The organism is Bacillus cereus group sp. MYBK220-1, assembly GCF_051916445.1.
Lineage (GTDB): Bacteria > Bacillota > Bacilli > Bacillales > Bacillaceae_G > Bacillus_A > Bacillus_A cereus.
In genome coordinates, this window is sequence record NZ_JBQAGQ010000002.1 from 1,179,304 (window position 1) to 1,201,237 (window position 21,934).

Here is a 21,934-nt window from a genome sequence, read left to right on the forward strand (position 1 = left end):
AGGTGTTAAAACTTTGTTACATATAAGCCAATTGTTCGAAAGGAAAGGGAATGTATGGTAAAATGTAATTAGGTTATTAAAAGATAAACATTACAAAATGATAAGAGGAGTGATTGTATGAGTACGAAAACAAATGTTGTTGAAGTATTAAACAAGCAGGTAGCAAACTGGAATGTGTTATATGTTAAACTACATAATTATCACTGGTATGTGACAGGGCCACACTTCTTTACATTACATGAGAAATTTGAAGAGTTTTATAATGAGGCTGGAACGTATATTGATGAGTTAGCAGAACGTATTTTAGCTTTAGAAGGTAAACCATTAGCGACAATGAAAGAATATCTCGCAACATCTAGTGTCAGCGAAGGGACAAGCAAAGAATCTGCAGAAGAAATGGTGCAAACATTAGTGAATGATTATTCTGCACTTATTCAAGAATTAAAAGAAGGTATGGAAGTTGCAGGTGAAGCTGGTGATGAAACATCAGCTGACATGCTGTTAGCAATTCATACAACATTAGAACAGCATGTATGGATGCTAAGTGCATTCTTAAAATAACGATAAATATAATAGAAACCCATTGAAAAATTATTTCAATGGGTTTTTTTATGATTTTTCAGTTTTCTTTTATGCTATAATATAGTAAAAAGGAGGCGATGCGATGTTTCGCTTTTTCAGAACTGGAAAAGAAGAGCGGGAAATTACGAAAGATGAATTAGAACAAGCGATGGCTCAGTTTTTAGAAACGAATGCTAATATCGTTTATACAGTATTAGTAAATGAAGATTATACAGTAAATTATGATTTGTTAAAACCGTATTTACCTGCATTTCCAACAAATGATTTTCTCATAACGAAGGAAACGCTTGAGGTATTTGAACATACAGCAGAAAATTTAAGCCTAGTGAAAGAAATTGATGTCGTACAAAAAGCAGTAGACCAATACGTAACAGAAAAAGAAATGTTCCCAATTGTTGAAGGTAGCGAAGATCGCCTCATATGCGGAATGAAGCTAGGACCTTACTTAAATCGTAGCTTAAAAAGAGACTTATATATTTCAGAAAAACATTATTTAGTTTCAAGTAAACCAGATAGAAAAAAACAAAAGAGCGGGTAGATGTAATGAAAACAACAATACATATATTGTTGTCTTTTTTTGTTTTTTAAAATATTGATTTTTCAGTCTATTATTATTTATACTAAATGTATTGGACAGGGAAGAGTAACTATGAAGCATCATTTTGAGAATAAGGTATTGTTAGCGTGAGTTATACAAAGTGGTATAAAGATTCGCAAAAAATATTATAAAAGGTTTCGGGGGAATTGGTACATGAAAAATAGCATGACTTACATTCAATTATTAAATGAAACGTTACGTTGTTATGCAAATAAAGGAAGTTTTGAAGCGTACAATTATATAATGGAAAACGCTACAGGTGTAATAGGGAATGAGGCGCAAATATATAATTTTAAGTATGCACTCGCAAGTGCATCGGGACTTGAAAAAGAAGCATTACATTTAATGAGAGAGGCCATTATAGAAAAGGGATTCTGGTATGGAAATGAGTATTTAATTTCCGACGAAGATTTAAAATCACTACATAAATTTGAAGAATTTCATACAATGGTGCAATTATGTAATGAAAGAGAAGAATTAGCACATAAAAAGGAAAGACCAGATGTGAAATATATATACAGCAAGAAAGAAGGAAATCTACTACTTACATTGCACGGTGACCAAGAAAATATTCAAATAGTAGAGCCATATTGGAAATCAGTTTTGACACAAGATTACACGTTAGCTTTACCACAGTCTTCACAAATTCAGTTTTCAGATGGATTTGTTTGGGATGATATAGAGAGAGGGAAAGAAGAATTAAAAGGGCATTACAATAAGTTTATAGAAAACCATACAGTAGAAAATGTAATCATTGGTGGTTTTTCTGCAGGGGCAAGAGTAGCTTTATATACGATTTTGCAAAAAGATATAGAGGTTGATGGTTTTGTTTTTATGGCACCATGGCTTCCCGAGATTGAAGAATGGGATGAATTGCTAAGAGTGCTGCAGGATAAACATATAAAAGGATATATAGTATGCGGGGATCAAGATGAAGATTGTTTCGAATCCACGCAGCAATTTGTACAACTATTAAGAGAGAAGAATATAGAACATAAGTATAAAGTTGTGCCTGACTTAGATCATGATTATCCTATTAACTTTGAAGAGCTATTAAAAGAAGCTATTGAATATATAGGAAATAAAAACAATAAGTAGTAAGAAAAAGAGATGCATCATATGTGATGCATCTCTTTTTAGAATTATAAATTAAAAGCATTTGCTAATAAGCGATAAGACTTTAATTTATGTTCAAATTGATGAGTAATCGTGACAATCATAAATTCGTCAGTATTGTATGCTTTGCTTAAGTTTATTATTTTTTCTTTTACAGAAGACGGATCACCAACAATCATACGTTGACGATTTTCTTTTATACGGAATAAATCATAAGCGCTGTATGAATAATTTTGAGCAGTTTCAATAGAAGGTGTACCAGTAGTTCGTTTTCCTTGCTCTAATAATAAGATTGATAAATCTAAACTAGAAGCAATTTTTTCCGCTTCTTCATTTGTTTCTCCGCATATAACAAAAATGGCAACGATTGAATTAGGCTTATCTCCTAAAAATGAAGGCTGATATTGTTCTTGGTAAGCCCTCATAACTTCAGGGCCTCCAAAGCCATTAATAAATTGCGCAAATGCGAAAGAAGCTCCGTTGTTTGCAGCAATTTTAGCGCTCTCTCCGCTAGAACCGAGCATCCACATTTCAGGAGATGTTGGGATAACTGGAGTGGCTTTTAAGTTTGCATAGTGATGGTTTTCTGGTACTTGATCATGTAAGTACATTGCAACGTCTGCAATTTGTTCTGGATATTGATCAAGTGAGACCATTTTCCCTTCTTGAAGTGCGCGAGTTGCTATTGGCATACCACCAGGAGCTCTACCAACACCGAGATCGATGCGGTTCGGATACAGTGCTTCTAGAACACGGAAATTCTCAGCAACTTTATATGGGCTATAATGCGGTAACATAACACCACCTGAACCGACTCTAATACGGTCTGTTTTTGCGGCAATATGAGAAATAAGTATTTCTGGACTTGAACCAGCTAAGCTTACGGAATTATGATGTTCGGATACCCAAAAACGTGTGAATCCGAGTTTTTCAATTTCTTGTGCAAGCGTAACTGTATGTGAAAAAGCTTGGGCTGCTGTGCTACCATCTGAAATAGGTGATTGGTCTAATACACTTAACTTGATCATAGAATATACCTCTCAATCTTAATGTACATCCTATTATATATTTACTTATGAAAAATGCGTAGTGAAATGCTCAAAATGAAAAGCGGATAATCTTATTTCCGCTTTTAACGAGAAAATCCGCGTTCATAATGATTCATTTCGACTAGATTTAAAATATATTCATAGTTGTCAATTTCACGTTTTAGTTGTTCACGTTCTTTTTCAGATAGTGTCATATTGCTAAGTTTTTTACATAAGTTTTGTTTCTTTAATTCTAAATATTTTTTTGTAGCATCATAGTCATAGGTATGTTTCATTTTTAACCACTCCTTCTTTGTAGTTGCTATATTATACGAAGTATAAAGAAAAGTGAGATCCGTCTCTTATGTACTTTTAGTGAATATTCAAATTGCAATGGTGTTATGTTTATGGGGATTTATGAATAAAATGCACTAAACCACTAACGTCCATTTGATGAAGTAAGGGGTGGAATTGTGCAGAAAGATATAATGTATAACACTGAAATGGATGAAGCGTTAAAAGTTATAGATAAAGGATTGAATAAGACGACAAGCCCAAAACAGATTATTGTAGTGGGAGCTGGTATGGCTGGGTTAGTTTCAGCCTCTTTATTAAAGGCTGCAGGACATGATGTGAAAATTTTTGAAGCAAATAACCGGGTAGGTGGCCGTATAGAAACGGTTAGAATGGAAGATACCGGATTATATTTAGATGTTGGAGCAATGAGGATTCCATATTCGCATACATTAACGATGACATATATAAGAAAATTTGGGCTACAGGTGAGACCTTTTATTAATAGGAATGAGACGGATATTATATACGTAAATGGACGGAAAACGACGTTAAAACAATATGAAAAAGATCCAAGTATTCTAAGATATCCTGTGGAAATGAATGAAGTTGGAAAAACGTCAGAGGAATTATTATTGTTAGCGGTACAGCCCATTATAAATTTTATAAAAAAGAACCCAGAAAAAAATTGGGACGTTGTAGTAAAGGATTTTGGAAGATACTCTACTGGGCAATTTTTAAAGTATCATCCTTATCAGTATAATACTTACTTTTCGCCAGTAACAATTGAGATGATTGGTGTTCTATTAGATTTAGAAGGTTTTTTGGAACGATCGTTTGTAGAGACTTTACGCTTTCTATACATTATGCAAGAGGAGAGCGGATTTTGTGAAATTGTGGGCGGGAACGATAGATTGCCAAAGTCATTTTTACCGCAATTAGAAGAGAATATTATATATAATCAAAAATTAATGAAGCTACATCAACACGATAATGGTGTGACAGCTTTCTATCGGAACGAGGAAACTTTTGAATATAGTAGTATTACAGGAGATTTAGTTATTGTTACCATTCCGTTTTCGACAATGCGTTTTGTAGAAGTAGATCCGTTTGATTCTATATCTCATGAAAAATGGAAAGCAATTCGTGAATTACATTATATGCCTGCGACGAAAATAGGAATTCAATTTAAAAGCCGATTTTGGGAAGAACAAGGACAATTAGGCGGCAGAATTATAACAGATTTGCCAATTCGTTATGCCTATTATCCAAGTTATGGAATTGGGCAGAAAGGACCGGCTATGATGTTAGGTAGCTATACATGGTCTTATGACGCGTTGTTATGGGATGGTTTATCAAAAGGTGATCGTATTTATTACGCATTACACAACTTAGCAACAATATTAGGTGGTCAAGTGTATGATGAGTTCATATCTGGAATATCAAAAAGCTGGACATTGGATCCGTATGCGCTTGGAGGATTTGCACTTTTTCAAGCAGGTCAAGAATCTGAGTTGCAACCAGCGATTGTCAAACCAGAGGGGAGAATATTCTTCGCTGGAGATCATACAACGCTATATCACGGATGGATTCAAGGTGCGATTGAATCTGGAATTCGTGTAGCGGTGGAAGTGAATGAGTAAAAGGTTTTCAATTCAGAAAATTCTTTACTATATAACTTGAGATGGATATTATTATATATAAAAGAAATATAGGGAGTGTTTACAGTGAATCCGTTATTATTCGATTTTCCTTCTGAATTTTATACTGACAGGCTTTTTATTCGAATGCCGAAACCAGGAGATGGTAAAGTTGTATATGATGCAATTCAGGCTTCAATAGAAGAACTAAAACCTTGGATGGTGTTTGCACAAAAAGAGCAAACAGAGCAAGAAGTAGAAGAAAGTATTAGAAAATCACATATTCAATTTTTGCAACGTGAGGATTTAAGATTACTAGTATTTTCGAAAGAAACAGGTGAATTTATTGCTTCAGCCGGATTACATCGTATTAATTGGGATATACCTCAATTTGAAATCGGATATTGGATTGATACAAGGTTTAGCGGAAAAGGCTATATGGTAGAGGCTGCGAAAGGTATAACGGATTACGCTTTTTCTGAATTGAAAGCAAACCGTGTAGAAATTCGTTGTGATTCTTTAAATAAGAAGAGTAGAGCGATACCTGAGAAATTAGGCTTTAAGTTAGAAGGTACGTTAGAAAGTGCGAGTGTTGCGGTAGATGGAAATGGATTAAGGGATATGTGTGTATTTGCAATGACGAGAAATACATATAAAAAAGAAGAGCTGTAAAGAAACAGCTCTTCTTTTTGTGTATTATGGTACAGGATGTCCATTAGAGCTTTCGAAAATTGTAAACCATTGTTGACGATCTAAGTTAACGTTTGTAGCAAGAGCGGCCGTTTTTACGCGATCTAATTTACCAGAGCCAACGATTGGCATCATATTAGCTGGATGAGCAAGTAACCAAGCATACATAACCGTATCGATACTAGAAACACCTAGCTCAGTAGCAACTTTTTGCATAGTTTCGCGTACACGTACGGCACGTTCGGATTGACCAGTAAAAATTTCCCCACCAGCAAGAGGTGACCAAATCATTGGATTGATTCGTTTTTCTTGGCATAAATCAATTGTCCCTTTTTCAAAATGCTCAAGCTGCAATGCAGAAACTTCAATTTGGTTCGTAATAAGCGGGAAATCTAAGTACGAACTTAACATATTAAATTGTGAAGGTAAGAAGTTAGATACACCGAAGTGACGAACTTTTCCTTCTTGTTTTAATTGTGAAAATGCCTTTGCCACTTCATTTGGATCCATAAAAGGATCGGGACGATGAATAAGTAATACGTCAATATAATCTGTATGTAAATTTTTTAGTGATGCTTCTGCACTTTGAATAATGTGCTCTGCACTAGTATTGTAGTGAGCAACATATCGCTCTGGAAATTTCGGTGATGGGGGAGCGATTCCACACTTTGTAATAATTTGCATGTTTTCTCGTAAGGAAGGCTTTAATTGTAAAGCTTCTCCAAACAATCCTTCACACGTATATCCGCCGTAAATGTCAGCGTGATCAAAAGTAGTAATTCCCATATCCATACAATCTTCAATGAAAGAAAGTAATTCTTGTTTCGTCATATTCCATTCTGCTAAACGCCAAAATCCTTGAATAATACGAGAGAATTCTAGCGTTTCATTCATTTGAACTCGTTCCATTATAAGTACCCCCTTGATGAATAATTATTATTTTGAAAAGGCTTTCTTACTACGTATTATTATATAGTTTGGGGGGTGTACATACAATAAATATGTTTTGCTAAAAAAATGATTTTCTCTATATGCTATAATGTAGAAACATATAGCTATAAGGAGATGTAAGGAATGATTCCAGTAACAATATTAACTGGTTTTCTTGGATCAGGGAAAACGACTTTATTAAATCGTATTTTATCAGAAAATCACGGTAAGAAATTAGCAGTGATTGTAAATGAAATAGGGCAAATTGGCATTGATAATCAGTTGATTATGAATGTAGAAGAAGAAATTATGGAAATGACAAATGGCTGTTTATGCTGTACTGTACGTGAAGATTTACTTGTTGCTTTAAAACAGTTACTGGACGTAAAAGCAGAAGGGAAAATGGATTTTGATGGTTTAGTAATTGAAACGACTGGCCTTGCAAATCCAGGGCCGATTATTCAAACATTCTTTTTAGATCCAGTCATTCAATCTGCATACCAAATTAATGGTGTTGTAACGGTGGTAGATAGTTATCATATACATAAACATTTTGAAAAAGGATTAGAAGCAAAAGAGCAAATTGCGTTTGCTGATGTCGTTTTAGTAAATAAATTAGACTTAATTGAAGAGAGTGAGAAAGAAAATCTTTTGCATGAACTTCAAGGAATTAACCCGACTGCAAAGTTAATCGAGGCGACTAACTGTGAGGTAGATATACCATCTTTATTACAAATTCAAACGTTTAAAACGAAAGATACGTTGCAAATTTACCCTCATAAAGAACATAACCACTTAGAAGGTGTGAAATCATTTGTATTACGTGAAGAACGTCCGCTGGATTTACAAAAGCTTAATGAGTGGATGTCAGCTGTCGTTCAAGAGCTAGGGGAATATTTATATCGTTACAAAGGAATTTTATCGATAGACGGAGTAGATAAACGTATCGTTTTCCAAGGTGTACATACGTTATTTGCCGCTTCGTACGATAGAGAGTGGCAAGAGGGTGAAGAGCGAGTAAGTGAAGTAGTTTTTATCGGAAAAGATATTAATAAAGAGTGGTTCCAAGAACATTTCGAGGAGTGTGTGAAATAAGTCTGCGTAAATTGCAGGCTTATTTTTTATGAGCATTCTATTAGATTACAAAACAGAATTAAATAAGGGAAAGAAACTAAAAATTGATAACTGTATAATAAAAAGCCTGTTTTCACAGGCTTGTATTTTCGTCTATTAGTAACTCCATTACAACACCTACAACTGGACCTTCATCATCAATATCCCCATTTAAGCGGAAACCAAATGATTCATACAGTCCCATTGCAAGTTTGTTGTCTGGATGTAAACTTAAGTAAATTATTTTACATTCAAATTTTTCTTGTAAGAATTGAATGAGTAAGCGAAGGAAACGTTTTGCGTATCCTTTTCCTTGATATTGTTGGTCAATCATAAAGCGATCGAGCCATACACTTTTATGTTTTACTGAATACCATCCATACATTGCGTATCCTACAAGTGTTTCGCCATCATATAAACCTACTGACGTTCCGTTTCCTTCATATAATGATTCTGCTAAAGAAAACGCGTTACTTTCAATAAATTGTTGCTGATCTTTTGCGACGTCTAAAGCAACTACTGAACGCCAATTTTTTGCTGTTACTTCACAAATGTGAAGATTCATAATTCCAACTCACCTTCTAAATTAATATAGCTTTCAAGCTAATATGGATAATTTTACTTGTTATTTTGGTCAAGTCAAGGATAAATACATAAAAAGGCAGCTGAATAACAGATTCAGCTGCCTAGAAAATATAATGGATTAGTTTGTTGCTTCTTTCAATGTATTTACGTTTTCTTCCATTAAAGTGAAGTAATCTTTATTATTTTTTGCATCATCTTCAGAAATAGTAGCTAAGTGATTTAAGCGTAAAACTTTTGTACCAGTTTCTTTTTGAATTACGGATGCTACTTTTGGAGTAGAGAACGTTTCGAATAAAATATATTTTAGATTATGTTCTTTTACTGTTTTTGTAATGTCAGCAAGCTGCTTTTGAGATGGTTCATCAGAAGCTGAAATTCCAGCGATAGGAATTTGTTTTAGGCCGTATCGTTGTTCCCAGTAACCATAGGCAGCATGAGAAACTAAAATTTCTTTCGTTTTTGCGTTCGTTACAGCTGCCTTAAATCCATCGTCTAAATCAGTAAATTTAGTTTGAAGTGCTGCAAAGTTTTTTTCGAATTCTTTTTTATGTTCAGGTTGTAATTCTACAAGTGCATTTTTAATTTTTTCTGCTTGTTTCATTGCTAGAGTAGGATCTAACCAAACATGTGGGTCTTTATCGTGATGATGTTCATCTTCTTTATGGCCATCTCCATGATCATGATGCTCTTCTTCAGTAGAAGCACGAAGCTCAATACCTTTAGATGCATTTACAATTTTAACATTTTCTTTTTGTAATGTTTTTTCCATTTTTTCAGCAAATGGTTCTAATTCAGCGCCGTTATAAACAAATAAATCGGCTTTTGCAACTTGTACTGTTTGTTTTTGACTTGGTTCAAATGTATGTGAATCTGCACCAGGTGGGTAAATTGCTTCAACATTTACATAGTCGCCACCAATTTTCTTTGCGAAATCAGCGAGTGGGAAAATCGTTGTATAAACTGTTAGCTTTCCATCTTTCTTGGCATTACTTTCTTTTTTATTTGAGCAGCCAGCGAAAATTAAGGTAAAAATAAGTAAGAATGAAAATATAGTCAATCTTTTAGGCATGAAGTTCTCCTCTTTTCTTTTTTACGGATATATTTTCCCCAATTATAGAAGAAAAATATCATTTTAATACAAAACGGAATAATTACGTTTTAGTTTGCGAACTTAGTATAATACATCTTTAATAAAGTTGCAATAAATAATAATCATTCCGATTTGTTTTTGTTATAAAGTTGTCAAATATAGGTGTATTATTTTTGCAAATGCATGCATATGTGACAACGCTGTTTTCATATATTGAAAAGGAGGTAAAGAGGGGGATGAGCGCTTGGGTTACTTAATGGAAGCTATTTTATTAATATTAGCGGTAGTATTGCCATTATCTTTCGTATTAATTTTTTTAAGAAGATTAATAAGTAATTTAGGGGACGCTACAACAATAACGAAATTACAAGAGAGAGATGAGAAAAAAGAGTGAGTAAAGCACTATGCGTACGCATAGTGTTTTACTTGTGGTAAAATAAGAGCAGGAAACTCCTAAAGGTTGTATTTTACTGAAGGAGAGAAAAGTAAAATAAGAGGTATATGCATATATGAATAAGCGAACGGCGTTAATACTTGGTGCAAGTGGTTTAGTTGGACAAGAGATAACGCGTCTATTACTTGAATCAGATTACTACGATTCGGTTACTATTTTTGTAAGAGAGCCAATGCAATTGCAACATGAGAAGTTACAGCAGAAACAAGTTGATTTTTCGGTATTAGAGGAATATAAAGAGTTCTTTGCTGTGGATGATGTTTTTAGTTGCTTAGGAACAACAATAAAAAAAGCAAAAACAAAAGCAAATTTTAAAAAAGTAGATTATGAATATACGTTACGAGCTGCTTGTTTAGCTGAAAAACAAGGGGTACAAAATTTCCTTGTCGTGTCTTCTATGGGAGCGAATCCTAAATCATTTTTCTTTTATTCACAAGTGAAAGGGAAAATGGAAGAAGAATTGCAAAAGTTAGTGATCGGTGGTATTCACATTTTTAGACCATCATTATTAGTAGGAAATCGACAAGAATTTCGTTTCGGCGAACAAATGGCTGAAAAGTTATCTCGTATTATTCCTTTTATCTTTAAAGGGGCTTTCAAAAAGTATAAACCAATTTCAGCTAAAGATGTGGCGAAAGGGATGTATATAACCGCGCTGCGAGAAGAATCGGGTATCCATACTTATAATTCAAATGAAATTACAACGATAGAATAAATAAAACCGAGAAGAATGACTTCTCGGTTTTATTTATTCGTATGAATTTTCCCTGGCGCTCGCTTGTATTGATATGGTTCTTGCAATTCAAAGCCAAGTTCATTGGCCGCTATTCTCGGGAAGTACGGATTGCGAAGTAACTCACGTCCGATGAAAATTAAATCAGCTTCGTTATTGTTTAAAATTTGCTCTGCTTGTACTCCGGTCGTAATTAATCCAACTGCACCAGTTGCAATGTTAGCATGCTCTTTAATATGTTTAGCATATTGTACTTGATACCCAGGATAAACATCGATGTGTGCAGGGACAACAGCTCCAGAGCTACAATCGATTAAATCTACTCCTTGTTCTTTCATCCATTTTGTATACTGAACATAATCTTGAACTGTTAACCCTTCAGGATGATAATCATTTGCTGAAATACGGACAAATAACGGTCCGTTCCAAACTTCATTTATCGAGTCAATGATTTCGCGTAAGAAACGATAGCAGTTTTCAGGTGAGCCGCCGTATTCATCCGTCCGTTTATTAGTAAGTGGTGATAGGAATTCATTGATAAGGTAACCGTGAGCGCCATGTATTTCAATAACATCAAATCCAGCTTGTTTTGATCGTACTGCAGCTTGCTGAAAAGCTAATACAGTATTTTTAATTTGGTGTTTGCTCATTTCTATTGGCATTTTCATTGTTTCATTAAATGGAATGGCTGAAGGAGCTAACGCATCTGTTTCTAATTCTGCTTTTCTTCCGGCGTGAGCGAGTTGAATGGCAGCTTTTGCGCCGTTATCATGTATAAAAGTAGTCGTTTTATGTAAGCCTTCAATTAGGTTGTCATCCCAAATACCTAAGTCTTTGTTAGAAATTCGTCCTTCAGCTAACACCGCAGTTGCTTCAACCATAACTAAACCTACTTGGCCAGCAGCGCGAGTTCCATAATGAATGAGATGAAAATTCGTAACGCTGCCATCCTCATTCCCCGAGGAATACATACACATAGGCGACATAACGATACGATTTTTTAGTGTAACGTTCTTAATTGTATAAGGTGAAAAAAGCTTGGAATTCATCAAATAGCCTCCTTGATTGAATTTTCTTATATTTTACCATTCTCTTTTTTGTTTCTCTAATAAAACGCTTATACGAAAAATTTTGTATATTCGTGTTACAATGACTAATATGAACTGAATTGGAGGATGGCATATGTACCAGGCTTATTATGAAAGCGAATTAGGTTTGCTTGAAATTACAGCGAATCAAGAAGGAATTACGTCTGTTATATTTGTTGATGAACGACAAGAAGAAAATAAAAATGAAATGATAGAACAATGTATAAATGAGTTAGATGAATATTTTAAAGGGAAAAGAAAAGAGTTTACGGTCCCGCTGTCTGCGGAGGGAACAGCATTTCAAAAAAATGTATGGGATGCACTTTATACTATTCCATACGGCGTAAGTGCTTCATATTTAGATATTGCAGAGAAAGTTGGAAATATAAAAGCTGTACGGGCAATAGGAGGGGCAAATAGTCGGAATCCAATTTCAATAATTGTTCCATGTCACCGTGTAATAGGAAAGAGTGGAAAGCTTGTTGGATATGCTGGTGGTTTATGGAGGAAAGAGTGGTTATTAAAACACGAAGGTATTTTGAAATGACGTATGGATGGGAAGAGGGATTGTTTTGAAATGTATAAATTGTGGGCAACCTTGCGAGGAGGAACAGTTAAATTGTGCAAGTTGTCAGCGAAACTTGGATAATGAACAAGAGGAAGGTAGCTCGTTAATAGATAAAGAACTGGAAGTATATGTAGGGAGACAATATCCGTATTACAAAAGGAAATGGGATCTTGAGAATAAGCGGATTGCTAGGTGGAGCTGGAATGGTTGGGCTGCTATTTTCAATATAGGCTGGCTAGGATATCGTAAGTATTATGTACCAGCTGCTTTATTTATGTTGTTATTAGTAGCGTGTGATGCATTTTCGTATTATATGGGATTTAATGTAGCGTTGCCAATCATTAATATGGTGCCTCTTACGTTTTTATTACTCATTTTTATTCTGTTTGGAATGGGGATTTTTGCAAATGGATTATACTATCAATTTGCGGAAAGACGTATATACCGAATAAAAGCAAGAGAAATAAAAGATAAATCAGTTGAAAACTATCTAATCAATGATAGCGGCGGAACGAGCAAAATGGGAGCGACAATTGTTACTATTTTAGCAGTTGCTAGCATATTTTTTAGTCATTTCTTTTTTCCGACTGATCGAGACGTTATTCAAAAGGTTCGTACAAGCTCGCTTTATGACTATCCTTTCTTTTCAATAGGTGAATCTTTCGAAAATTATTTTCAAAATTCAGGTTGGATATATTATCGTGGAACGGAAGGGTTAGAATTAGTAGAATTCCAAGGATATAACACCGGAACGCCAAGACAAAAGGTGAAGATTCAATTTGTTGTCGATTATAAATTAGGTGAAGTGGAACCATACTCACTTATGGTTAATGGTGAATCTAAAACTGAAGAAGAGTTTTTGAAGCTGATGGAAGAAATATTTAAAGTTCAAAATCCATTTGATATAGAGGATGGATTACAAGTAAATGCTATTCAAGAAAGCGGCTGGAAAGAAATTTCCGATCGCTTTTTTCTATGTTTGTTAAAATAAATATTTAAAATAATCAGAATCTTTTGTATAATGAAATATATTATATAGGATTTAACTTATACATATAGATTGGGGGAAGGAAGAATGAAGAGAAAGACAACAACAATTGCTGCACTTGCGTTAACGACAAGTGTATTGGTTGCAGGATGTGGGAATGGTGAGAAGGCTTCGACAACGAAGAAAGAATCGAATAAGGGAATGGCCGATAAACAAGTTTTAAATTTGCTAGAAACAGCTGAAATTCCTTCAATGGATACATCTAAATCAACGGATTCTGTATCTTTCCGTGTATTTGTAAATGCAATGGAAGGTTTATATCGTCTAGATAAAGATAATAAACCAACACCAGGTATGGCAAAAGATGTGAAGATTAGTGAAGATAAAAAGACATATACATTTGAATTACGTGATGCGAAATGGTCAAATGGTGATCCAGTTCGAGCACAAGATTTTGTATATGCATGGCAACGTACATTAGATAAAGCATTAGCGGCAGAATATGCATTCATTTTATTTGATGTGAAAAATGCACAGAAAGTAAATAAAGGTGAATTACCAGCAGATCAATTGGGTGTTAAAGCGAAGGATGATAAAACGTTGGTAGTAGAATTAGAGCAACCAGCACCTTATTTTCTTGAGCTTACGTCGTTCCCTACATTTTTCCCATTAAATGAAAAATATGTGAAAGAGCAAGGAGATAAATACGGATTAGAAGCAGATAAATTAGTATATAATGGACCATTTACAATGAGTCAATGGAAACATGAACAAAATTATCAGTTGAAGAAAAATCCTAATTATTGGGATAAAGATACTGTAAAATTAGACGAAATTAATGTAAGTATTGTGAAGGAAACAAGCACGGGAGTAAATTTATATGATAGTGATCAAGCAGATCGAGTTATTTTAACTTCTGAATTTGTTGATAAATATAAAAAGAATAAGCCAGATGAATTTAAAACGAAGTTAGATCCACGCATATATTTCTTACGTTTTAACCAAAAAAATGCAACATTTAAAAACCAAAAAGTACGTGAAGCGATTGATTTAGCATACGATAAAAAAGGAATTGCTGATGTCATTTTAAATGACGGTTCATTGCCAGCATATTTCTTAGTACCTGAAAAATTCACGACAGGTCCGGATGGAAAAGATTTCCGCTCTGTAAATAAAAACTTCCGTGATAGTAAAGATAATGCAGAGAAAGCAAAAAAATTATGGGAAGAAGCGAAGAAAGAGCTTGGTCAAGATACAATTACGGTTGAATTACTAAACGATGATAACGGTAGCCGGAAAAAAGTAGGCGACTTTATTAAGGAAGAACTAGAGAAAAACTTGCCTGGTATTAAAGTAAATTTGAAACAGCAACCATACAAGCAGAAGCTAGATTTAGAAAAGAAATTCCAATACGAATTCTCATTATCTGCATGGAGCCCTGATTATCCGGATCCAATGACTTATATTGATATGTTTGTTACTGGAAGCTCATTTAATGAAATGGATTATTCTAATCCGAAGTATGATGATTTAGTAGCGAAATCAAAAGGAGAGCTATTAAAAGATGATAAAGCACGCTGGAATGCACTTGCGGAAGCTGAAAAAATCTTAATTGGTCAAGACGCAGCAATTTCTCCTACGTACCAACAAAGTACAGCTTATTTAGAGAAGCCGTTTGTAAAAGGCATTGCTAACCATACGTTTGGCGGGGACTTCAGTTATAAATGGGCATATATTACAAAAAAATAGTATAATAAAAGATGAGTGAATTTTCGCTCATCTTTTATTTGTATAAGGAGGAATTATAGTTGTTAAGGGGAATCAATCATATTTGTTTTTCGGTATCTAATTTAGAAAACTCTATTATGTTTTATGAAAAAGTATTAGAAGGAGAATTATTAGTTAAAGGAAGAAAATTGGCTTATTTTAACATATGTGGAGTATGGATAGCGCTTAATGAAGAGACGCATATTTCGAGAAATGAGATTCATCAATCTTATACGCACATTGCATTTTCTGTTGAACAAGAAGACTTTAAATGTCTAATACAGCGATTAGAAGAAAATGATGTTCATATTTTACAAGGAAGAGAACGTGATGTAAGAGATTACGAATCTATATACTTTGTTGATCCTGACGGTCATAAATTTGAGTTTCACTCAGGGACACTGCAAGACCGTTTAAATTATTATAGAGATGAGAAACCTCATATGACATTTTATTAGGGAGGGATAGCATTTGCATGCACTTGTAATTGGTGGAACAGGAATGCTAAAGAAAGTTTCTATGTGGTTTTGTGAGAAAGGATTTTATGTTTCTATTATCGGGCGAGATGAAGTGAAATTAGAAAATGTTAAGCGAATGAGTTCTGCACCAGAAAATATTACATGCCTTTCGTTAGATTATCATAATGATGAAGATGTAAAGCTAGCTATTAAAAGTACAATTAAGAAAAATGGCCCAATCACATTAGTTGTTGCATGGGTACACACAAGTGCAAAGCATGCACTATCAAATATTTGTAAAGAACTAGATTTGTCGTCTAAAACATATAGTTTATTTCATATTTTAGGTAGTAAAGCATCACGTATGCCTGCACAAAAAATAGGGAGTACGCGATGTATTTATCATAGAATTATTTTAGGTTTTATTTTAGAAGATACATATGGAAGATGGCTTACTCATGAAGAGATAGCTGATGGAGTTATAAAAGGGATTGAAAGTAAACGAGCGGAGTGGATTGTAGGGAGAGTTGAACCGTGGGAATTACGACCAACATGGTGAGGGGGAGTAAGAAATGAAAACAACTATATATGTAACAAGGCATGGTGAAACAGAGTGGAATGTAGCGAAGCGAATGCAGGGACGGAAAAATTCTGCTTTAACTGAAAATGGTATAGTTCAGGCGAAACAATTAGGGAATCGAATGAAAGATTTACCAATCCATGCGATCTATAGTAGTCCGAGCGAAAGAACACTTCATACGGCAGAGTTAATAAAAGGGGAACGTGATATACCCATTATAGCGGATGAGCATTTCTATGAAATTAACATGGGTATATGGGAAGGACAAACAATCGCGGATATAGAAAAGCAATTTCCAGAAGAAGTACATCTGTTTTGGAATGAGCCACATCTTTTTCAGTCAACATCAGGCGAAAATTTTGAGGCCGTTTATGAAAGAGTAATTGAAGGGATGCAGCTTCTTTTAGAGAAGCATAAAGGACAAAACATATTGATTGTTTCTCATGCGGCAGCAGCAAAATTACTTATAGGGTATTTCGCGGGAATGGAAATAGAAAATGTGTGGGATGATCCATTTATGCATAGTGCCAGTTTGAGCATAATAGAATTTGAAGAGGGTATTGGTAAAGTGAAACAATTTGCAGATATAAGTCACTTTCAATAAATGTAAAAAAGGCCGCAAAACGGCCTTTTTTGGGTGGTATAAAAACTAGCAGTTACGTTTTTTATACCAGAAGTGATCGAATTTCTTATTTTTGCAAGATGGGAATTTATGTCCGCCTTTGCAATCATTCCATTTGTGTCCACTATCGTGACAGTCTTTACCATGATCACATGAATCATCGCAAGAGTGACCGTGTCTGTTAGGGAAGAATTCGCATTTTTTACAGAAACTTCGTTTTGTCCAGAAAAATTTCTTTTCAAAGCGTATGCATTTTGTAATGAATGTACAATGTTTTCTGCGAGTACGTTTTGTAACTAATACGCATTCTTTTCTACGCGTTACTTTCGTAACGAACGTCCATTTTTGAACACGTACACGTGTACATTTCGTAACAAATGTCCATTTTTTTACGTGCGTACATTTTGTAACGAACGTACAATGTTTCACGCGAGTACATCTTGTTCTTGGACATTTACCCCCAGTTGTACATTTACATCCAGTTGTACAATGATGATGATGAGTGAATTTATCATCATCGCATTCAAAAGTACTTGGATCTTGGTGTAAGAAATCCTCCATCCCAGCACTTTTGATTTCTTCGACAGCTTTTCTAATATCACGTTTCATAGAAATCCTCCTTATCATGTATTAAAGTGAAAAGGTATTCTTTTTCCTTAACATGATATGTATGTAGGCATCTTTCTGAACAGGACAAGAGTGTAATTTTATATAAATAGATGATTGCGGATGTATGGACAAGAAAAGGCGCATACATTGAAGGAAGAGAACTGAGAAGGGATGAGAAAACATGCTGCCTTCATATGATTTTTTTGTTCATCCAATGTACTTAGTGGAATTGAAAAAGGACATTTGGTCAGATAGTCCAGTGCCAGCAAAATTAACTTATGGAAAAAAGAAGTATGATATTGATATCGTATACCGAGGAGCTCATATTCGCGAATTTGAGAAAAAGTCTTATCATGTTATGTTTTATAAGCCTAAAAAATTTCAAGGTGCGAAAGAGTTTCATTTGAATTCGGAGTTTATGGATCCGTCTCTCATACGAAATAAATTATCTTTAGATTTTTTTCATGATATTGGTGTACTTTCGCCAAAATCACAACATGTATTTATAAAAATTAATGGTCAAATTCAAGGTGTGTACTTACAGTTAGAATCGGTTGATGAAAATTTTTTAAAAAATAGAGGATTACCGAGTGGTTCTATTTATTATGCAATAGATGATGATGCGAATTTTTCATTAATGAGTGAACGAGATAAAGATGTTAAGACAGAGCTCTTTGCGGGTTATGAATTTAAATATTCGAATAAAAATAGTGAAGAACAACTGAGTGAATTTGTATTTCAAGCGAATACTTTGACGAGGGAAGCCTATGAAAAAGAAATTGGGAAGTTTCTACATGTAGATAAATATTTACGATGGTTAGCAGGAGTTATTTTTACGCAAAACTTTGATGGTTTCGTTCATAACTATGCACTATATCATAACGATGAAACAAATTTATTTGAAGTTATACCGTGGGATTATGATGCGACTTGGGGGCGAGATGTACAAGGGAGACCACTTAATCATGAATATATTCGCATTCAAGGGTATAATACGTTAAGTGCAAGATTGCTAGACATACCTGTATTTAGAAAGCAGTATCGAAGTATTTTGGAAGAAATATTAGAAAATCAATTCACAGTTTCGTTTATGAGGCCGAAAGTAGAAGGGTTGTGTGAATTGATTCGCCCATATTTACTACAAGATCCATACATGAAAGAAAAATTAGAAACATTTGATCAAGAGGCTGATATGATTTATGAATATATAAATAAAAGAAGAAAGTATATACAAGACCACTTACATGAATTGGATTAATTTTGAAAGAGATTGAAACGTTATCAATCTCTTTTTTTTGTATAATAAAGATGTATCAATAAAAATGAAGTAATATATTTGATAGAGAATGGGGATGCGGATATATGACGATTAAATGGATTGATTGGGTAAAACAAATACAATCTATAGCTCAAGCGGGTTTAACGTATTCTAAGGATGTGTATGATATTGAGCGTTTCCAGCAATTACGAGATATTTCTATTTCAATGATGTCACATTATACGAAAACAGATTGGGAAGTCGTAGAGAAATTATTTGCAAGTGAGACAGGCTATCAAACACCTAAAGTTGATATAAGAGCGGTTGTTTTTCAAAATGAAAAGTTATTATTTGTGAAAGAAAAAAGCGATGGGAAATGGGCATTGCCAGGTGGATGGGCTGATGTCGGTTATACGCCAACCGAAGTTGTAGCAAAAGAAGTTTTCGAAGAGACAGGTTATGAGGTAGATCATTTTAAGTTACTAGCTATATTTGATAAAGAAAAACATCAACCATCTCCATCGGCGACGCATGTATATAAGATTTTCATTGGATGCGAGATTATTGGTGGAGAAAAGAAAACTAGCATTGAAACAGAAGAGGTGGAGTTTTTTGGTGAAAATGAATTGCCTAATTTATCAATTGCTAGAAATACAGAAAACCAAATTAAAGAGATGTTTGCCTACATGAAAGACCCGCAGAAAGAGAAATTAATAGATTAATCCTGCTTGAATTGTACATATTGTTAAAATGAAGATATTGGCAGATTGCAGCCTTTATGTAATAATGGGATGGTATGTGAAGAAAAAAGGAGATAAAAAAGAACATGTTAGCAAACATAATAGATCAGTTATTGCAATTTTTTGCAAGCTTAGGTTACTTTGGAGTAGCTCTTGCTTTAATGATTGAAGTAATCCCGAGTGAAATTGTACTTTCGTATGCTGGCTTTTTAGTAGCGAATGGTAAAATTAGTTTTGTGGGTGCAGTTATCGCCGGAACGATTGGTGGTACTTTAGCGCAAATCTTTTTATACTGGCTTGGATACTACGGAGGGCGTCCGGTTGTAGAGAAATATGGGAAATATCTACTTATTAATAAACATCATTTAGACATAGCGGAAGGTTGGTTTAAGCGTTATGGAGCAGGCGTAATATTTTCTGCGCGCTTTATCCCAGTAGTACGTCATGCGATCTCTATTCCAGCAGGGCTAGCTAAGATGCCATTAAAACTATTTACACTTTATACGGTTGTAGCGATCATTCCATGGTCAATTCTATTTATATACTTAGGTGAAAAACTTGGTGGGAATTGGCGACAAATTAAAGAGTATGCATCTGATTACACACATTACATAATTATAGGAGCTGTTCTTTTTATTGCTCTATACTTTGGTTTAAAGTATTTCAAAAAGAAAAAAGCAGCGCGTTAAAGTCAATGATTTTTCATTGGCTTTTTTTGTTTGTTTCGGTTCTAAAGAAAAGGAGTTGTCCATAATGTGTAATAATAAAGCGTAGCGGAGGAATGTGATGAAAGGGTCACCGTTTATACGTGGAACGATATTTTTAACGATGGCAACGATGATATCAAAAATGTTAGGGTTTATATATGTTATACCATTTACAGCGATGGTCGGTACGAGTGGTTACGTTCTATACACATATGCATATCGTCCTTATACCATCATGCTCAGTATAGCAACAATGGGATTACCGCTAGCTGTTTCAAAGATGGTATCAAAATATGATCAACTGAATGATTATCATACGGTTAAGAGAGTGTTGAAAAGTGGAATCGTGTTTATGTTTATAATGGGAGTCATTTCGTGTTTTACGTTATATATGCTAGCTCCGCATTTAGCTAAACTTGTCATCGATGGGAATGATCAAACGGGGAATAGTGTAGGAGCGGTTACTACTAATATTCGAATTGTAAGTTTTGCGTTAATACTTGTGCCAGTAATGAGTTTATTAAGGGGCTTCTTTCAAGGATTCCAATCGATGGGGCCTTCTGCATTAAGTGTAGTTGTAGAGCAATTTTTTCGGGTTTTAACCATTTTAATAGGAAGCTTTGTCGTTTTATATGTTTTAAAAGCTTCTGTTTCGCTAGCGGTTGGTATTTCAACGTTCGGTGCATTTATGGGAGCTGTAGGTGGATTAACTGTTTTAAGTGCGTATTATATAAGAAGGAGAAGGCACTTAAAGAAAAAAGAGATGGAAAGTATACCACAAACAACGAAATCTTTTTTCTCATTGTATAAGGAGCTCTTTACATATTCTATTCCTTTTGTTGTGGTGGGCTTAGCAATTCCGTTGTATCAGACGATTGATACATTTACAATTAATAAACTACTTATACAAATAGGGTATATGCAAGGAGAAGCGGAAAAAATTAATGCGATAATTGGTCTTGTTCAAATGGTTGTGCTTATCCCGGTATCCGTTGCGACAGCTTTTAGTATGTCTCTCGTACCAGAGATGACGAAAGCTTACACAGCAGGAAATACGAAGCTATTGTACAAACATTTTACGAGAACAAATGTATTAGTAGTAGCAATTACGGTACCGGCGGCAATTGGAATGATGGTGTTAGCCAAACCTGTATATACTCTTTTATTCGGTGCTGGAAATGATCCAGAGATGGGGAGAATCATTTTACAGTATTATGCTCCTGCTTGCATACTATTTTCTCTTTTTACAGTAACGGCTGCTATGCTACAAGGAATCAATCAACAGCAGAAGACGGTGCTAGGACTAGTGATTGGAATTATTGTGAAGATAGTTTTAAATATTGTATTGCTTCCGTATTTCGATTATGTAAGTTTTATCATTTCAACATACGCGGGCTATACGATTTCAGTCGGGTTTAACTTGTGGATGCTTTCTAAATATGTTATAAAGGCAACATAAGCTTTTAAGGCAGAGAGCACTCTGTCTTTTTCTATGTTTATCCCGCTTTAACGGGCAGTGAGACCCTCACCTCAAAATTCAGCGAAAAAAAGAAGTTTGGTTGGGGGCGGATAACCCGTAAAAGCCCGATTTGTAAGGGCTAATAATTGGTGAGGATGAAGCCCCCCACTGATTAAAGTTTCACTTTATAATATTTTTCTTATAAAAACGTTTTCAAAATAATTTTTCTATTGAAAT

The 21,934-nt window shown here is 34.5% G+C and carries 25 protein-coding genes; 18 read left to right on the forward strand and 7 right to left on the reverse strand.

Annotation, left to right across the window (positions count from 1 at the left end; genetic code table 11):
- Positions 1–117: 117 nt before the first annotated feature.
- From ACTFRU_RS12995 to ACTFRU_RS13005, 3 genes are all read left to right on the forward strand, one after another.
- Positions 118–561: a Dps family protein gene (locus ACTFRU_RS12995; RefSeq protein WP_000105199.1), complete on the forward strand. Its 444-nt coding sequence runs from the start codon at positions 118–120 to the stop codon at positions 559–561.
- A gap of 103 nt (positions 562–664) precedes the next feature.
- Positions 665–1,120: a DUF3939 domain-containing protein gene (locus ACTFRU_RS13000; protein WP_000488210.1), complete on the forward strand. Its 456-nt coding sequence runs from the start codon at positions 665–667 to the stop codon at positions 1,118–1,120.
- Between the two features lie 213 nt (positions 1,121–1,333).
- On the forward strand, positions 1,334–2,278 hold the full coding sequence (locus ACTFRU_RS13005; protein WP_063245873.1) for an alpha/beta hydrolase: 945 nt from the start codon (positions 1,334–1,336) through the stop codon (positions 2,276–2,278).
- Between the two features lie 44 nt (positions 2,279–2,322).
- Here ACTFRU_RS13005 and ACTFRU_RS13010 read toward each other — a convergent pair whose 3' ends face one another.
- Together ACTFRU_RS13010 and ACTFRU_RS13015 are read right to left on the reverse strand one after the other, a co-directional pair.
- A complete protein-coding gene (locus ACTFRU_RS13010) occupies positions 2,323–3,324 on the reverse strand; it encodes an LLM class flavin-dependent oxidoreductase (RefSeq protein WP_000594029.1) in 1,002 nt (333 codons plus the stop codon).
- A gap of 104 nt (positions 3,325–3,428) precedes the next feature.
- Positions 3,429–3,620, reverse strand: a complete 192-nt coding sequence (locus ACTFRU_RS13015) for a DUF3896 family protein (protein ID WP_076876555.1) — start codon at positions 3,618–3,620, stop codon at positions 3,429–3,431.
- A 177-nt stretch (positions 3,621–3,797) separates the two neighbouring features.
- Here ACTFRU_RS13015 and ACTFRU_RS13020 point away from each other — a divergent pair, with 177 nt between their 5' ends.
- A complete protein-coding gene (locus ACTFRU_RS13020) occupies positions 3,798–5,261 on the forward strand; it encodes a flavin monoamine oxidase family protein (protein ID WP_001168130.1) in 1,464 nt (487 codons plus the stop codon).
- Between the two features lie 84 nt (positions 5,262–5,345).
- Positions 5,346–5,930 (forward strand): GNAT family N-acetyltransferase, encoded by a 585-nt coding sequence (locus ACTFRU_RS13025; RefSeq protein ID WP_440037674.1) that lies wholly within the window; start codon positions 5,346–5,348, stop codon positions 5,928–5,930.
- Between the two features lie 24 nt (positions 5,931–5,954).
- Here ACTFRU_RS13025 and ACTFRU_RS13030 read toward each other — a convergent pair whose 3' ends face one another.
- Complete coding sequence (locus ACTFRU_RS13030) at positions 5,955–6,857, reverse strand: aldo/keto reductase (RefSeq protein WP_000442820.1); 903 nt, start codon at positions 6,855–6,857, stop codon at positions 5,955–5,957.
- 165 nt (positions 6,858–7,022) lie between these two features.
- Here ACTFRU_RS13030 and ACTFRU_RS13035 point away from each other — a divergent pair, with 165 nt between their 5' ends.
- Positions 7,023–7,973, forward strand: a complete 951-nt coding sequence (locus ACTFRU_RS13035) for a CobW family GTP-binding protein (protein ID WP_226368371.1) — start codon at positions 7,023–7,025, stop codon at positions 7,971–7,973.
- Positions 7,974–8,085: 112 nt separating this feature from the next.
- On the opposite strand, the gene ACTFRU_RS13040 is transcribed toward ACTFRU_RS13035, so the two are convergent.
- Positions 8,086–8,556 (reverse strand): GNAT family N-acetyltransferase, encoded by a 471-nt coding sequence (locus ACTFRU_RS13040; protein ID WP_001048677.1) that lies wholly within the window; start codon positions 8,554–8,556, stop codon positions 8,086–8,088.
- A gap of 138 nt (positions 8,557–8,694) precedes the next feature.
- Positions 8,695–9,645, reverse strand: coding sequence for a metal ABC transporter substrate-binding protein (locus ACTFRU_RS13045; RefSeq protein ID WP_242292112.1), 951 nt, complete (start codon positions 9,643–9,645; stop codon positions 8,695–8,697).
- A gap of 265 nt (positions 9,646–9,910) precedes the next feature.
- Here ACTFRU_RS13045 and ACTFRU_RS13050 point away from each other — a divergent pair, with 265 nt between their 5' ends.
- Both ACTFRU_RS13050 and ACTFRU_RS13055 read left to right on the forward strand, forming a co-directional pair.
- The gene (locus ACTFRU_RS13050) at positions 9,911–10,060 is read left to right on the forward strand and encodes a hypothetical protein (RefSeq protein WP_000540932.1); all 150 of its coding nucleotides are present in this window, start codon (positions 9,911–9,913) and stop codon (positions 10,058–10,060) included.
- Between the two features lie 115 nt (positions 10,061–10,175).
- On the forward strand, positions 10,176–10,835 hold the full coding sequence (locus ACTFRU_RS13055; RefSeq protein WP_001042735.1) for an oxidoreductase: 660 nt from the start codon (positions 10,176–10,178) through the stop codon (positions 10,833–10,835).
- A gap of 29 nt (positions 10,836–10,864) precedes the next feature.
- Here the strand turns inward: ACTFRU_RS13055 and namA are convergent, their stop codons facing one another.
- Positions 10,865–11,902, reverse strand: coding sequence for an NADPH dehydrogenase NamA (namA, locus tag ACTFRU_RS13060; protein WP_076876562.1), 1,038 nt, complete (start codon positions 11,900–11,902; stop codon positions 10,865–10,867).
- A gap of 133 nt (positions 11,903–12,035) precedes the next feature.
- Here namA and ACTFRU_RS13065 point away from each other — a divergent pair, with 133 nt between their 5' ends.
- The 6 genes from ACTFRU_RS13065 (at position 12,036) to ACTFRU_RS13090 (ending at position 16,906) form a co-directional block, all read left to right on the forward strand.
- Positions 12,036–12,488, forward strand: a complete 453-nt coding sequence (locus ACTFRU_RS13065; RefSeq protein WP_000283907.1) for a methylated-DNA--[protein]-cysteine S-methyltransferase — start codon at positions 12,036–12,038, stop codon at positions 12,486–12,488.
- Between the two features lie 7 nt (positions 12,489–12,495).
- Complete coding sequence (locus ACTFRU_RS13070) at positions 12,496–13,500, forward strand: DUF2628 domain-containing protein (RefSeq protein ID WP_440037676.1); 1,005 nt, start codon at positions 12,496–12,498, stop codon at positions 13,498–13,500.
- A gap of 84 nt (positions 13,501–13,584) precedes the next feature.
- Positions 13,585–15,246 carry a peptide ABC transporter substrate-binding protein gene (locus ACTFRU_RS13075; protein WP_000824278.1) on the forward strand — a complete coding sequence of 554 codons (1,662 nt, stop codon included), beginning with the start codon at positions 13,585–13,587 and terminating at the stop codon, positions 15,244–15,246.
- A gap of 59 nt (positions 15,247–15,305) precedes the next feature.
- Positions 15,306–15,722, forward strand: a complete 417-nt coding sequence (gene fosB, locus ACTFRU_RS13080; protein WP_000943775.1) for a FosBx1 family fosfomycin resistance bacillithiol transferase — start codon at positions 15,306–15,308, stop codon at positions 15,720–15,722.
- A 13-nt stretch (positions 15,723–15,735) separates the two neighbouring features.
- Positions 15,736–16,281, forward strand: coding sequence for a short-chain dehydrogenase (locus ACTFRU_RS13085; protein WP_000543107.1), 546 nt, complete (start codon positions 15,736–15,738; stop codon positions 16,279–16,281).
- Between the two features lie 13 nt (positions 16,282–16,294).
- Positions 16,295–16,906 carry a phosphoserine phosphatase 1 gene (locus ACTFRU_RS13090; protein WP_000858826.1) on the forward strand — a complete coding sequence of 204 codons (612 nt, stop codon included), beginning with the start codon at positions 16,295–16,297 and terminating at the stop codon, positions 16,904–16,906.
- Between the two features lie 45 nt (positions 16,907–16,951).
- On the opposite strand, the gene exsB is transcribed toward ACTFRU_RS13090, so the two are convergent.
- The gene (exsB, locus tag ACTFRU_RS13095) at positions 16,952–17,533 is read right to left on the reverse strand and encodes an exosporium protein ExsB (protein ID WP_139849598.1); all 582 of its coding nucleotides are present in this window, start codon (positions 17,531–17,533) and stop codon (positions 16,952–16,954) included.
- Between the two features lie 181 nt (positions 17,534–17,714).
- Here exsB and cotH point away from each other — a divergent pair, with 181 nt between their 5' ends.
- The 4 genes from cotH (at position 17,715) to ACTFRU_RS13115 (ending at position 21,697) form a co-directional block, all read left to right on the forward strand.
- Complete coding sequence (gene cotH / locus ACTFRU_RS13100) at positions 17,715–18,791, forward strand: spore coat protein CotH (RefSeq protein WP_000938001.1); 1,077 nt, start codon at positions 17,715–17,717, stop codon at positions 18,789–18,791.
- Between the two features lie 104 nt (positions 18,792–18,895).
- On the forward strand, positions 18,896–19,513 hold the full coding sequence (locus tag ACTFRU_RS13105; protein ID WP_139849597.1) for an NUDIX hydrolase N-terminal domain-containing protein: 618 nt from the start codon (positions 18,896–18,898) through the stop codon (positions 19,511–19,513).
- A gap of 104 nt (positions 19,514–19,617) precedes the next feature.
- Positions 19,618–20,220 carry a DedA family protein gene (locus ACTFRU_RS13110; RefSeq protein ID WP_000880691.1) on the forward strand — a complete coding sequence of 201 codons (603 nt, stop codon included), beginning with the start codon at positions 19,618–19,620 and terminating at the stop codon, positions 20,218–20,220.
- Positions 20,221–20,317: 97 nt separating this feature from the next.
- A complete protein-coding gene (locus ACTFRU_RS13115; RefSeq protein WP_000678845.1) occupies positions 20,318–21,697 on the forward strand; it encodes a putative polysaccharide biosynthesis protein in 1,380 nt (459 codons plus the stop codon).
- The last annotated feature ends 237 nt before the right edge of the window (positions 21,698–21,934 follow it).